13 protein-coding genes and 1 riboswitch are annotated in these 14,796 nt (G+C 44.7%); of the genes, 2 read left to right on the top strand and 11 right to left on the bottom strand.

The features are described from left to right. The 10 genes from EDC33_RS02905 to EDC33_RS02950 form a co-directional block, all read right to left on the bottom strand. Positions 1-660, bottom strand: coding sequence for a methionine ABC transporter permease (locus tag EDC33_RS02905; protein ID WP_031548829.1), 660 nt, complete (start codon positions 658-660; stop codon positions 1-3). Further along, positions 644-1,666 carry a methionine ABC transporter ATP-binding protein gene (locus tag EDC33_RS02910; RefSeq protein ID WP_124010112.1) on the bottom strand — a complete coding sequence of 341 codons (1,023 nt, stop codon included), beginning with the start codon at positions 1,664-1,666 and terminating at the stop codon, positions 644-646. Before EDC33_RS02910 ends, EDC33_RS02905 begins: the two co-directional genes overlap by 17 nt. Before the next feature lie 58 nt (positions 1,667-1,724). Beyond that, positions 1,725-1,827: riboswitch (SAM riboswitch) on the bottom strand. Between the two features lie 73 nt (positions 1,828-1,900). Continuing rightward, positions 1,901-3,649 (bottom strand): ABC transporter ATP-binding protein, encoded by a 1,749-nt coding sequence (locus tag EDC33_RS02915; protein WP_124010113.1) that lies wholly within the window; start codon positions 3,647-3,649, stop codon positions 1,901-1,903. After that, entirely contained in the window at positions 3,646-5,382 is a 1,737-nt protein-coding gene (locus tag EDC33_RS02920) for an ABC transporter ATP-binding protein (RefSeq protein WP_124010114.1), read from the bottom strand. Before EDC33_RS02920 ends, EDC33_RS02915 begins: the two co-directional genes overlap by 4 nt. 484 nt (positions 5,383-5,866) lie before the next feature. After that, positions 5,867-6,229 (bottom strand): hypothetical protein, encoded by a 363-nt coding sequence (locus EDC33_RS02925; RefSeq protein WP_124010115.1) that lies wholly within the window; start codon positions 6,227-6,229, stop codon positions 5,867-5,869. A gap of 11 nt (positions 6,230-6,240) precedes the next feature. Continuing rightward, positions 6,241-6,924 (bottom strand): RadC family protein, encoded by a 684-nt coding sequence (gene radC, locus EDC33_RS02930; RefSeq protein WP_124010116.1) that lies wholly within the window; start codon positions 6,922-6,924, stop codon positions 6,241-6,243. Continuing rightward, on the bottom strand, positions 6,921-7,637 hold the full coding sequence (locus tag EDC33_RS02935; RefSeq protein ID WP_124010117.1) for a prepilin peptidase: 717 nt from the start codon (positions 7,635-7,637) through the stop codon (positions 6,921-6,923). Before EDC33_RS02935 ends, radC begins: the two co-directional genes overlap by 4 nt. Positions 7,638-8,063: 426 nt before the next feature. After that, complete coding sequence (locus EDC33_RS02940) at positions 8,064-8,543, bottom strand: SprT-like domain-containing protein (RefSeq protein ID WP_124010118.1); 480 nt, start codon at positions 8,541-8,543, stop codon at positions 8,064-8,066. 188 nt (positions 8,544-8,731) lie between these two features. Continuing rightward, positions 8,732-9,874, bottom strand: coding sequence for a glycerate kinase family protein (locus EDC33_RS02945; protein ID WP_124010119.1), 1,143 nt, complete (start codon positions 9,872-9,874; stop codon positions 8,732-8,734). 38 nt (positions 9,875-9,912) lie between these two features. Further along, positions 9,913-11,004: a tartrate dehydrogenase gene (locus tag EDC33_RS02950; RefSeq protein ID WP_124010120.1), complete on the bottom strand. Its 1,092-nt coding sequence runs from the start codon at positions 11,002-11,004 to the stop codon at positions 9,913-9,915. Positions 11,005-11,199: 195 nt separating this feature from the next. On the opposite strand from EDC33_RS02950, the gene EDC33_RS02955 reads away from it, so the two are divergent. Continuing rightward, on the top strand, positions 11,200-12,870 hold the full coding sequence (locus tag EDC33_RS02955; protein WP_124010121.1) for an SLC13 family permease: 1,671 nt from the start codon (positions 11,200-11,202) through the stop codon (positions 12,868-12,870). Between the two features lie 62 nt (positions 12,871-12,932). Next, positions 12,933-13,694: a GntR family transcriptional regulator gene (locus tag EDC33_RS02960; RefSeq protein WP_229716648.1), complete on the top strand. Its 762-nt coding sequence runs from the start codon at positions 12,933-12,935 to the stop codon at positions 13,692-13,694. Positions 13,695-13,790: 96 nt separating this feature from the next. On the opposite strand, the gene EDC33_RS02965 is transcribed toward EDC33_RS02960, so the two are convergent. Beyond that, positions 13,791-14,786, bottom strand: coding sequence for an LLM class flavin-dependent oxidoreductase (locus tag EDC33_RS02965; protein WP_124010122.1), 996 nt, complete (start codon positions 14,784-14,786; stop codon positions 13,791-13,793). Positions 14,787-14,796 lie beyond the last annotated feature (10 nt).

Genomic DNA, 14,796 nt, shown 5'->3' on the forward strand with positions numbered 1-14,796 from the left:
TCAGTTCCCCTCCTGTCTTTGGCTCAAGTAGTCCCCAATGAGCTGTATCAGCTGGACGATGATGATCAGCACCACGACTGTCGCAACCATCGTCACCGTATCATAGCGATAGTAGCCATACCTGATGGCAAGGTCGCCGATGCCGCCCCCGCCAACGACACCCGCCGTTGCACTGAATGCGACGATGGAGATGATCGTCAGCGTAATCGCCTGGGTGATCCCGCGTTTCGATTCCGGGATCAGGACGTCCGTCACGATCAGCCATAGGGAGGCACCACCGGCGATGCTCGCCTCAATGACACCCGTATTGACACCGTTGAAGCTTGTCTCAACAAGCCGTGCAAACAGTGGGATGGCCGCGAGCGACAATGCCACACTTGCAAATACGGGACCATGCGAACTGTTCGTCAGCCATGTCGCAATCGGCATGATTGCGACAATCAGTATGATGAATGGGAATGAGCGGATGACGTTGGTCACTGCGCCCAGAAACTGATTCAAAGGCTTTATCCGAAACAGCAGCGGATTCGCCGTGATATAGAGCAGTATGCCGAGCGGCAGCCCGAGCAGCACCGCAAAGAAGATGGAGATGGAAACCATCAGTGTCGTCTCAAGCAGTGCACGGTAAAGGAGCGGTGCAATCTCAGTCAATCTCTGCATAGATTTCAGCCCTTTCTATTCCTTTGGATTCATCGATGAAGCTTTTCAGACGCCCTATCTCATCCGGTTCGCCCTTGATGTGGAGCATCAGGAAGCCGAGAGGCATATCATGTATGTATTCGATGCGTCCGTTCAGAATGCTGATGTCACATTCAAAATGGCGGTAGAGCTGGTTCACATAGTTCGCCTCAGCATGCTCGTTGAGGAATTTGATCGTAATCACTTCGGAACGATCGTTCACGTCGATATGGGACGGGATGACAAAATCATATATATCCTGTACGAAGCCCCTCGTCACATCATGCTTCGGATGGCTGAATATGCTGTAGACGTCATCGATCTCTACAACTTCGCCTTCCGTCATGACGCCGACACGGTCTGCAACTTCCTTTATGACTTCCATTTCATGGGTGATCAAGACGATTGTGATGCCAAGCTCCCTATTGATCCGCTTCAGAAGTTTCAGGATGGTCTTCGTCGTATCAGGGTCGAGTGCACTGGTCGCTTCATCGCACAGCAGGACATCCGGATGGTTCGCAAGGGCCCGTGCGATGCCGACACGCTGCTTCTGGCCGCCGCTCAGATTTTTCGGATAGCTGTCCGCCTTGTCGCCGAGTCCGACAAGGTCGAGAAGTTCCTCGATCCGTCCCCGCGTTTTCTTTTTGTCATACTTGCTTGCCTTAAGAACGAATTCAATATTCTGATAGACCGTCTTCGATTCGATCAGATTGAACTGCTGAAAGATCATGCCGATTTTCTGCCGGCGGATTCTGAGGTCCTCCCCCGCCAGACTTCCAAGCTCAGTCCCGTTCACGTTCACTTTGCCGGAACTCGGTGCCTCAAGCAGATTGATCAGTCTGAGCAGCGTACTCTTCCCTGCCCCGCTAAAGCCGATCAGTCCAAATATCTCCCCTTCCTCTATCGTCAGGGAAAGTTTTTTCAAAGCCTCGATCCTCTTCCCCTTGACTTCATATGTCTTCGACACATCTTCAAGCACAATTGCCATTCCACCACTTCCTTCCTGAAATTAAAAAGCCACCTGCCCAAAGGCAAATGGCTTCAATCGTTTATCTGCCAAGCCTGAGGCTTGCGGGATTTAGCACAGTACCTACCGGCCTGCTGCTGAAGCTTCACAGGGCCCAATCCCTCCACTTCTCTGGATAAAAGTATTCAATTGAATGCTCATCACTCTACATTAATGTGGGAGAAAAGTCAAATTTCAAAATATTGGCTGCCACAATTATTCCACTCCGGATACATGGGCCACCTGCATGGTGTACATCTTGGCGTATTCCCTGCCCGATTTGAGGAGTGCCTCGTGACTCCCCCGCTCGACAATACGGCCGCCATCAAGCAGCAGAATCTGGTCTGCATGCTGGATCGTCGAGAGTCTGTGTGCAATGATGAATGTCGTCCTGTTCCGGCTTACCACCTTCATGGCATGCTGGATCATCTGTTCCGTCTCCGAATCGATGTTGCTTGTCGCCTCATCCAGTACGAGCACCTTCGGATCGAACACCAGGGCACGTGCGAATGAAATCAGCTGCCGTTCCCCAAGGGACAGTGTCGAACCGCGTTCTGCAAGTTCTGTATGCACGCCATCCGGCAGTCTGGAGAGCATCTCAGTCCCACCTACATTCTTGAGTGCTGCCTCTGCCTCCACTTCCGTAATATCGGCATTGTTCAATCTGAGGTTGAACAGCAGCGTTCCGCTGTAGATGAAGGGATCCTGGAGTACAATAGAGATGTGCTGCCTCAAAGACTGCTTGCCGATGGTTTGGACATCCTTTCCATCGAAGCGTACGGTGCCCTCAGTCGGGTCATAGAACCGCATCAACAGGTTGATGATCGAACTTTTGCCGGACCCTGTATGGCCGACAAGCGCCACCGTCTCTCCTGGTGATACTTCCATATTGATGTCCTTGAGTACTTTGTGTGTGCCATCATATGAAAACCCAACCCGTTCGAAGGCAATATGTCCATCGAATTCCCCGAGCACACCGGTGTCATCATCTTCTGCCTGCGCATCAAGCAGTTCGAACACTTTGAGCGCCGCCACCCGCGCCTGCTCGTATACATCCAATTGGCGGATGATTTCGAACAGCGGGTTGAAATAGCGTGTAATGTAATCGACCAGGATGTACATCGTACCGACCGACATGGCCGCCGACCCGTCGAGGAAGGCGGATGCGAAAATGTAGACCATCACAGCGAACAGCAAGGAACGGATGGTCCCCATAAGGTTCTCTCCGGTGGCACTTTCAAGTCTGATCAGGCTGTTCGAACTTCTGACATAGCCATCGTTCAGATTTTTGAACTCCTCCGTCACCTCGGATTCCCTGTTGAAGGCCTGGATGATCGGCATGCCGCTGATCGATTCATTCAGCATGGCGTTGATGTCGCTGTTCCGCTCCCGCCGCATATGATTGTAGCCTTCCGAATACTTCCTGTAGAGTACCATCCATATGAGGACGAAAGGGATGACCACAAGCATGGCAAGTCCCGCCCAGAAGTTGATGACGAATGTCACTGCCGTAATGCCGCCGATGGTCAGAGTGCTCACCAGAAACATCGGCAGCACCTCTGAGAACATATGCAGGATGGATTCCGTATCATTCGTGATCCGGGAGACCACCTTGCCGGCCGGAAGATCGTCGAAGTAGCGGATCGGCAGCTTCTGCACATGCCGGAAGACATCGTTGCGGATGTCCTGCACTACAAGGGCGCCCGATTTCTGCAGCACGATCCCCTGAAGGTAGCTGAAGATGGCATGCATCATCTTGATGGTGAGGAATACGCCAAGGAGCTGGTAGATCGGCAATAGTTCTATCTCCCCTGTACCGTTCTGTATATGACGGTCGAGGATCTGCATGGCAATAAAGGGACCGAGCAGTTCGAACCCGACCATCAGCACCATGAGCGATATCCCCAGAATGAAATGTCCTCGGAACTTAAAGGCATAGCCCATCAGTCTTTTCATTTCCTTCATGTCGATGCACCCCCCTTCAGATAATAGTCGTTCTGCCGGCTGTACCAGCCATCTGAAGCGGACAACTCATCATGTGTCCCCATCTCTATGATCCGGCCGTCATCCAGGACGACGATCAGATCCGCATGCTGGATGGCAGACAGCCTGTGCGTCACGATGATGGTCGTCTTATCCGTACGATTCGTACGGATGCCGTCGATGATCCGCTTTTCCGTTTTTGCATCCACGGCACTGAGGGCGTCATCCAGGATCAGTATATCCGGATCCCGGATCAGGCTCCGTGCAATGGAAATCCGCTGCTTCTGGCCGCCGCTCAGGGCGATGCCCTTTTCACCGACCATCGTCTCGAGCCCCTCGGGCATCCGCTTCAAGTCCTGATCGAGCGCACTGAGATGGATTGCATCCTCAAGCTGTGCCTCCATCGCCCCGGGATTACCGAACAGGATGTTCTCCCGCACCGTCCTTGAGAAGAGGATGTTCTCCTGGGAGACATATCCCATCTTTTCCCGCAGTGTTCTCCGGTCAATCTCCGATATCGGCCGTCCATCGATGACCAGACTCCCATGCCCTGCCGGGTAGAACTTCAGAAGCTGTTTAATGAGCGTCGATTTGCCGCTGCCCGTCTTGCCCACGATGCCGAGCGTCTGGCCGCTTCTGAGTGTGAGCGATACATCATCCAGATTCGTTCTGCCACTCAATGGATATTGGAAAGATACATGGTCGAAATCCATATCTGATTCCTGTATGCCGTGCATTCCTTCATCATCCACATCATCTTCCGTATCCAGGATACTGTTGATGCGCATCAGCGAGGCATTTCCACGCTGCATGACATTGAACAGCATGCCTACTGCGAACATCGGCCATATCAGCATGTTCAGATAGACGTTGAAGGCCACAATGTCCCCGACAGATATGAGTCCGCGGTTGGCAAGCACCGCGCCATAGCCGAAGGCGACCACGAAGCTGAATGTCGTGACGATGATTGTCAGCGGCTGGAATAAAGCATCCAGGCGCTCCACTTTCATGAACTTCTCCAGATAGTCGTCCGTCATCCCCCTGAACCGCCTGTTCTCGGCCGCCTCCTGCACATAGCTCCGTGTGAGTTTCACCCCTTCCACAATTTCGAGCACCGAATCGTTCATGGATCCGAACGCCTCCTGGCTCTCCGTATGTGCCGCATTGATCCTTTTGCCGAGCCGCTGCTCGACAATCGCCAATATCGGCAGCGGCAACAGTGCAAAGAAAGTCAGCTGCCAGGAAATCGTGAATCCCATGACCAGTATGATCGTCAACATGAATGTCGTTGCATCGACCAGAGTCAAAAGGCCCATTCCTGCGGCCTGATTCACGCTCTTCAGGTCGTTCGTCGCCTTCGCCATCAAGTCCCCCGTCCGATTGCGTTCATAGAAGCTCGGCGACATGAGCAGGAACTTCCGCATCAGCTTCATCCTGATGATGCTTTCGATCTTCACCGCCCCGTCGAAGAGCAGATAGGACCATAGATATGTCGCAGTGTAGGTCAATATCGTCACTATGATGAATACACCGATCAGCTGCCACATCAGGCGCTCTGACATTTCCCCGCCGGCTATGAAGTCGATCGTCCAGCCAATCAGCTGCGGAGGTATGATTTCGAGTATGTTCGCCACAAGCAGTACAATTACGATTGTCGTATACTTCCATTTACGTTCTCCAAAATACCATTTCAATTTCTTTAGGAAATTAAACATGATATCACCACCCTGTCCGAAACCAGGGATTCAATCCACAATTACAGTCGATGGTCCCCTCTGGTTTTCCTTGTTGTGTTCTTCGTTGGTGTCATAGCGTCAAACTGTCTTATGCAAACTACAGATACCACATCATCACTCCCTTTGTTTACAGAATTTTCTCAAAAATGACATCAAAAAAAGTGTGCACTCCATTTGTGCACACTCATTACGAGCATAAAAATAGAGAGGCGGCAGCCTCCCTACAACAGATAAGAAATAATATATATGATATCTAGATTCAACCGGAATGATTAGAATCCATCAAAGGAGGCAACACTATAAAATTGGTTTACGGATGAAAGAATTACATTAATCATCGGTTTGACCTCCTTGTTATGTCATTTTTAAGTCACATTTATCGTATCTTAAACTATTTCGGTTTTCAACAGAATTTACAAATATTACAGAGTTGTAATGGATTTGTAATATTTAAAATCGCACTCTACCAGTCAGAAGTGAAGAAAAGATCGTATTTTTCATAATCTATGAACTTGGCGTGATAGAAGTCACAGGCTGCCTGATTTATATAGTTATGGTATATACGGTCATATTCATATGAACCAAAGAAAGGACCAGGGAATGCAGGCATAAGCAAATTTGCTTTTTCAGGAGAATGGCGGATTTCATTAAGTAAAAGATACAGTTCATTCACCATTTCCAATGACACCTTTATTTTTCCACAGTTTTCAAGACTGAAATGCTTCACAAAGTAACCCTGTAGAGCGTTGAACTTCCTATAGTAGCTATATTCAATGACTTCATTGGTTTCACGTTCCTGAAGATAAAGATACATATCCAATCCCATCTACCCACTCCTCATTTAATGAAATTCATTTCCTTTAAACTGATATACTTTCCCGAACCAATAATGATGTGGTCTAGAAAATCAACTCCTATCATCTCCCCACATTCATGAAGTCTTCTTGTAACTTCTATGTCCTCTCTGGAAGGCGAGGGGTCTCCACTTGGATGATTGTGGACACAAATGATTGCTGCTGCACTTCTTTTAACTGCTTCCTTATACACTTCCCTTGGGTGAACAATGGAGGTGTTCAAGGAACCTTTGAACATCGTCTCCTGATGAATCACCATATTTTTCGTTGATAAATACAGAACCACGAAATGCTCCTGTTGATAATATCTCATCTTCTCCATCAGAAGATCACTTACGTCATCCGGACTCTTTATATAAATATCTTCCTCAAGTGAATGCGTATGCATTCTGATTGCAAGCTCAATTACAGCAAGAATTGTTACGGCCTTCGCCTCCCCAATCCCCTTTACACTTATCAGTTCCTGGTAGGTCAGGCCTCTGAGCTCACGTATAGTTTTCATATCTTTTATGATCCTATTTGCTACTGTTATGCTCGATTCTTCTCTGTTGCCTGTGTTAATGATGATGCCCAACAGTTCCTGGTTGGTAAGTTTGTCGGGGCCGTAATTCATTAGTCTCTCACGGGGTTTGTCAGAATCATGCATTTCTTTGATTAATAGTGTCATAGGAACCCTCCGAAATAGATTGTATTTATCTCTTCATAAAGAATGAATGATAGGATAAGCGCATTTGTGATGAAAGGAACAAGAGGTATTTTGCGTGGCATATCACTTTTATAAAAGTGAAGAATGATTATAAACAATCCTCCTATTATATAGGTCAGAAGAATTGTATAGACGAAGAAATTGACCGGTGTAATCAGCGTGATAACTGTAAAAAGCTTGATGTCACCATAACCTACAGAATCCGAAAATAGCATGTAGAACAAATGAAGTATGAGAATAATGAATATATCTTTAAAAGGTTCGATATATTGTAGATCAGTCAAAAAAAGCCCGGTAAAAAGAAACAATAGACTCATATGATTTGGAATCGTAAAAGTTTTGAAATCATTGAGAGCAACCGGTATAAGTATAGTAATCATAAGATAATACAATGTGAGATCCTTTAGGGACAGGTCGTAAAATATGGGAAGGAGGTAAAAGAAAATCAGTAATAGTTCACAAATAAAAGAACTAATATCAATATTACTTTTACAGTGCGAGCATTTTCCTTTTAATAACATGAAGCTGGCAACCGGAATCAACTCCAGCCATTTCAGAGTATGATTACATGAATCACATCTGCTTCTTCTATAAAGAATGTTTAAATGCTTTGCTTCTGTAACTGCAACCATGAATGAAGCGCATATGCCACCGAATAATATAATCCATACCATAGTCTCCCTCCTCTGCTACAAACATATTATCTCTGATTTATTTTGTTGTAAAAATGCAGAAATGAAGAAACATGAGACCTTTATCTGGATTATTCTTTTAATGTATTTATAAATGCACAGTTTTCTTATTTCTGTATAAATTGGTTTGAAAATCATACATTTATCATCGAGCCAAGAGTGTTTAATATTTATTAATGAGATAAAGTTATATAAACCGGTAGCTCTGAAAATACAGGAGAAGACAAAAAAGACCCAGTGACTCCAAAAATTAGTCGAACTTTTTTGGGATACTGGGTCTTAGTTAAGTCCATGATATATAAAATTGATAATTAATCGTTTGAATCTTTCCGGATACGTTATGGCACCCATAGTTGGCAGGTGTTAATGCATATGATTAGAACCCTTTTATATGCCATTACTTATCCATCAACTCCTCTCAACAACACCTGCATAACTAAATCTCCCTCGACAACTCCGGCATATATACCGCTTCTCATACCCTTTCATATTCCTGCTGAACTGGTACCCACACTTTCTGCATTCGTACAAGTGGCTTTCTCCTCTATACATATGAGTACGTGTCCTGGAAATACCCAGACGATCGAGAATCCTGATGAATGTGGCATCAGAATCTCTGTAGGGCTGATTTTTAGCGAAGAGTGCATAGTGGACACATTCGTGGTACAGCACATCAAGGATGGTTTCATTGGGATTATTACTGATGAAAGTATGTGACATCACGATCTCCATTTCCTTATCCTGCGGTTTGCCCCGTATGTATTTGATGCGGAAGGCACCGAGTCTTGATTTCATGCGCTTTGAAATGCGGATCGGTATATCAAGTGGCATGCCGAATTCCCTTTTAAGGAAAGCATCTGCATGCTGCTCCAGTTGTATCTGTTCCATTTCCATCGACCTCTATCATTCTGAATTATCGTTGCCTTCATCTTCTCATACTTCGCTTGCTAACTGCTATATATTTTCAGTAATCAAAAAAAGACCAAGATATCATTACATATCTTGGTCAGTATTCATTAATGAGAACATTTTTTGAGAGCAGACGAGATAGTCTCTCTTCGATGTATGTTAACGTTTTATCTAGCAAATAATTTGCTGACTCTAACGATCTGTTCGACAGTCTTTTCAATATTAAAGGCAGCAACTTCTTTATCCAGTGCCTTCTCCATTGAAATCGGAGCAGTTTGGATGGAGAATACTCCTTGAATTCCTGAGTGGTTGAGTTGGTAGGCATCTGTGGTTAGATTGCCTGCTATTCCAATTACGGGAACCTCATGTTTAGAGGATAGGAGAGCTAGACCTGCAGGCACCTTGCCCATGGAAGTCTGTCCATCCATTTTACCTTCTCCCGTTATAACAAGATCTGCCTCTTTTATTTGTTCTTCTATACCTAAAGTATCTAAAACCAGATTAATTCCAGATTCCAATCGCCCATTCAAATAACCATAGAATGCTGCGCCCAATCCTCCAGCTGCGCCACCTCCTTCAATATTTTTCAGTTCTATACCAAGTTCTTGGAAAGTTGTCTGAGCGAAATTTTCCAGACATTTGTCCAACCTAATAACCATTTCTGGATTCGCACCTTTTTGAGGGCCAAAAATATAAGAAGCTCCGTGGTTGCCGCATAATAAGTTAGTGACATCACATGCAACACGAAAGTCACAGTCTCTATACTTGTCTGACTCATCAGTGGCTTCTATTTTATGGATTCTACTTAATTCTTCACCACCATAATTTATTTCGGCTCTTTCATAATCCAAAAACTTAAAACCCAATGCTTGGAGCATGCCAACACCGCCATCATTTGTGGCACTTCCACCTAATCCAATAACAAATTTACGACATCCCTCTTGATACGCATGTGCTATCAATTCCCCCACACCATAAGAAGTCGTAAGAGACGGGTTCAATTCTTTGGCATCGAGCAAGGGCAGACCACAGGCTTCGGCTATTTCTATAACTGCCATTGATTCTTCACGGACAATTCCATAAGATGCTTGAACTTTTTTATATAGCGGACCCGTTACACTGACTGCTACTTTTTCTCCACGCATTTTCTCTATCAATGCATCTACTGTCCCTTCTCCTCCATCTGCCATGGGGAAAATACTCAATTCTGCATTTGGAACAGCGTTTTTAATTCCAGCACAAGCACTTTGATTCGCTTCATAGGATGAGAGACTCCCTTTAAAAGAGTCTATAGCAACTACCACTCTCATTAGATTCGCTCCCCATGGAAATACAGTCTTTTCACACTCTATGCCTTATCTTTTACTACAGACAAATTATCAATAATTGCATTTGTAATATCTTCTGTGTCGTAATTACCACCCAGATCACGAGTCAAAATACCTTTTTCTGTTGTACTTCGGATTGCCTCATGTAAGGCGTTTGCCTCTTCCTTAAGCCCAAAATGATCAAGCATCAACGAAGCACTGTCAATAGTTCCGATAGGATTGGCGATTCCTTTGCCTGCGATATCTGGTGCCGATCCATGTACGGATTCAAACATGCTTGGCGTACGTTTTTCAGGATTGAGGTTGGCGCTGGCAGCTACACCAAGGCTGCCCGAGAGTGCACTTCCGAGGTCGGAGAGTATATCAGCGAACAGGTTTGATGCAACTACCACTTCCAGTTTTTCAGGGTGCATGACAAATTGAGCTGCCATTGCATCTACGAGCCACTGATCCGTTTCAACATCAGGGTATTCCTTGCTTACACGTTCAAATACTTCATCCCATAAGACCATTCCATACTGTTGAGCATTACTTTTGGTGACACTTGTCACTTTCTTTCTTTTTCGTGTCCTTGCCGTCTCAAATGCGAATCTGATAATACGTTCGCATCCCTTTTCTGTAAATAGGGAAGTCTGTACAGCAACTTCCTGCCCTTCCCCTCTTCCATCAAAATTACGGCCACCAATACCTGAGTACTCGCCCTCAGAATTTTCACGTATTAAGAGCCAGTTCAGCTTATCTGCTTCAGGATGAGTTATCCTTCGGGGTACTCCTGGTAGAAATTCAACAGGTCTGATATTTGCCCATTGATCCAGTCCTTGACAAATTGCCAAACGCAGTCCCCATAGACTTACATGGTCAGGCACACCTGGAAAACCAACTGCTCCAAAGTAAATAGCATCATAGTTCCTCATTTTTTCTACACCATCATCATCGATCATTTTTCCATTTTCAAGGTAGTATTCACATCCCCAAGGAAAGTGATCGTATTCAAATTCGAATTTACCCTCGGACTGTTTAGCCATATAATCAAGAACACGAATCCCTTCCGCCACTACTTCCTTCCCTACACCATCACCTGGAATTACTGCAATTTTAAATTTTCTAGTCATAATAAATTTCCCTCCTTTGTTTTCTTAATATTCACAATACACTAACGTATTAATTACTGTCAATTATAAAGTTAAAAAACTAATTTTATTTATTATATTGACTTTAATGTATTAATTAATTATCATTTTAAATATAGATTCAGAAATATTTTAATAATCTAAATTTTGTAAGCGTTATCAAAGGGGGAAACAAGTATGACGTTGTTGCGTACTATCTGGTCCTGGTTATGGAGATGGGATGCACAAGCACGAAATCTATTTCGTTTCGCATTCAGTGTTGTCACACCTACAAGAAAAAAAGCGGATGAAGGGGAAATTGAAAAAGCTTTTAAAGAAGCTACAAAACACAGTAGTAACAAAGAACCAAATCAAAACAAACCACCAGCATATTCGAAAGTACAAAGAATAGGCCTAATCTTGGGGCCGCTTCTATTCATGACTGTAAAGTTGTTGCCTACACCAATGGATATGACCGGTGAAGCCAATACAGTACTAGGTGTACTACTATGGGTCGCAGTATGGTGGGTCACTGAAGCGCTTCCTATTCCAGTCACTTCTTTATTGCCATTGATTCTCTTTCCTCTTGGAGGAGTCATGGAAACCGGTGAAGTTTCAGCCTCCTACGGTGATTCATTGATTTTCTTGTTTGCAGGCAGTTTTCTAATTGCTTTATCCATGGAAAAATGGAATCTTCATAGGAGAGTCGCTCTTTCTATTATTTCAATGGTAGGTACAAATCCGAACAGTATAATTTTAGGGTTTATGCTGGCGACTGCATTTCTGTCAATGTGGATTTCAAATACTGCAACAACTATGATGATGGTCCCTATCGCTCTTGCAGTTACCAAACAGTTTGCAGATTCACTTAAATCCAATACTTCCATAATTTATCCTCCTGATACAACGCCTGGCAACTTCAGATTTGGAACTGCATTGATGCTCGGAGTAGCCTACTCAGCAACGATAGGGGGATTTGGAACTCTGATCGGTGCGCCCGCTAACATAATTCTAGCCGGTACTGTGAGCAATTTATATAATATCGAGGTTACTTTTGCCAATTGGATTATTTTCGGTCTGCCATTGGTAACCGTCCTTATACCACTATTATGGTTGTACCTGACCAAATTCTCATTTCCAATGAAATCCCAAGGGTTACCAGGAGGTAAGCAGGTGATTCAGAATGAACTTAAAAGCCTTGGCAGGATTACTTATGAAGAAAAAGTCGTTTTAACGATTTTCTCACTTACAGGATTGGCATGGATATCTAGAAGCTTTTTCCTGAATAATTTCATACCTGGTCTTGATGATGCCTTGATAGCACTCCTTGGTGCCATTGCCCTATTTATTATACCTGCCAAAAATAAAGGTGAATCCATTATGGATTGGAATACTGCTTTAAAGCTCCCATGGGGAATACTGTGGCTGTTTGGTGGTGGATTAGCGCTTGCTGCTGGAATTACCAATTCCGGTCTTAATGAGTGGATCGGTGGATTATTGGGTAGTATCGAAGCAGTGCCATTAATTGTTACAATTGCTCTTATTGTGGCTTCAATGACTCTATTATCTGAATTTACTTCTAATACTGCTACAGCAACAATGGCCTATCCAATAGTGGCAGTTGTAGCTACGACTCTTGGGGTTAATCCTATAATACTCATGGTGGCAGCCAATATGGGAGCGACATTCGCCTATATGTTCCCGGTGGCTGCTCCGCCAAATGCCATTGTATTCGGAACAGGCTATGTAAAGATGAGTAGTATGGCCATGACAGGTATTTGGCTGAATCTAATTTCAATTATAATATCAATCTTGGTAGTATATTTCTATGTACCATTGGTATTCTCTAATCTAATAGATGCTATATAAATTTATGTTCAGTCCTGATTTCAGGGCTGAACTTATTATTGTATACTTTATATATATAAAAAATGAATAAGGATGAGAAGATGAAAGAGCGAAATGAAAATACCAGTCTCCATTCATTGACCAATGAACAGATACTTCACAACCTGAGTGTTTTCATCTCTAAAATGGATGATCTGGATGAAATGAGATTTCCACAGAAGGCATATACAATCATCAAAAAAGCAGTCAGAAATCTGATACTTCCGCCTGGCAAGACCTTCCTGGAGAGAGAGGTAGCTGAAACTCTTGAAATGAGCCGTACTCCAGTCAGAGAAGCACTTGTTAGACTGGAAATGGAAGATGCGCTTCAAATCATTCCACGGAGAGGATTCTTCATCGAACCTATCGAAAAGAATGACCTTAGTGATATTTATCAGATGGTAGCTGCTTTGGATGGTCTAGCAATTGAATTATCCACTGATTACATGAATGATGAAGAAGTGTCTAAATTGGATGCATTAATCAATAGCCAGGAAGAGGCATTGGAAAAAGAAGACTTTGAAGAATGGGCAATATTGGATGATGAATTTCATAATACAATCATAAAATTTTCAAAAAACGACAATCTTAATAAAGTGATTGAAAACTATACAGACAAACTATATAAAGCTAGGTTGTATACTATCAATTATCGTCCATCCCCTGCCATGTCCATTGTAGAACATAAAGCTATGGTGGCTTGCATACGTGCAAAAGATAAAAAAGCAGCGAAAATGGTTATGGAATCCCACAGAAAGCGTGCCCAACAGGAAATACTAAACGCACTGGATGAAATCAATAACTGAATTATTATATTTATAAAAATCCCTTTTAGCCATAATAGCTAAAAGGGATTTTTGCTTTCTTATAAAGAATCTCTAACTGTTTTAAGAGTCTATACTCTAATCCAACAATTCCTTCGCAAGCAGCTTGTAGACATCAAGGCGTGTCTCCTGCGCATGCGGGATGCTGACGATCATTGCTTCGTCGAAGCCGTACATCTCCTGCTCGGCCTGCAGCTTTTCGGCGACTTCCTTAGCCGATCCGACGATATGGAGCGGACGGCGCTGCTGGATCTTCATCTTGTCCATCTCGGTGAGTGGATAGTCTTTGGCTTCCTCAGGGGTCAGGGATTTCTCGATCCTGCCCTGTGAGAGCCATAGACCTGCAATGTCCTGTGGCTTTGCCTGGTATTCCGCTTCTTCCCGCGTCTCCGCTGCCGTCACCATATAGCATACGTTGATTTCCGGCTTCTCCATGAACGCTGAAGGCTGGAAGTTCCTTCTGTAGGCATCGAGTATTTCACGGCTGAGTTCACCATTGAAGAACTGGGCGAATGAATATCCGACACCCATTTTTGCAGTCTCGATGGCACTGTTGCCGCTTGACCCAAGCATCCATGCCTCCGGCAGTGTCACATTGTCCGGTACTGCAGGGGTCGAGCCGAACAGCCTGCCTTCCGGTGTCTCGTCATTGATCAGTTGAAGCGCAATCTGATACTTCTCATACATATTATCCATCTCGGGACGCTTGCCTTCAGACAGTGCATAGACCGCCCTGCCGTCTCCACCGGGGGCACGGCCCACGCCGAAATCAATCCGTCCGGGTGAGAATGCACTGAGTGTCTTGAACACTTCAGCCATCTTGAGCGGTGAATAGTGCATCATCATGACACCGCCTGTGCCGATGCGGATATTCTCAGTCTTTGCCGCAAGCCGCGCTGCCGTAATTTCCGGAGCGGAGCTGACGACGGAGCCGATGCCGTGGTGTTCGGCCATCCACATGCGGTAATAGCCGAGTTCGTCAGCAAGAACAGCGAGTTCCTCCGATTTTCTCAGCGCATCCACGCCGGTGTTGCCTTTTGTCACAGGTGCCTGGTCCAGTACACTTAATCTCATCATTAACATC

Source organism: Salinicoccus roseus (assembly GCF_003814515.1).
In the GTDB taxonomy this organism is placed as follows: domain Bacteria; phylum Bacillota; class Bacilli; order Staphylococcales; family Salinicoccaceae; genus Salinicoccus; species Salinicoccus roseus.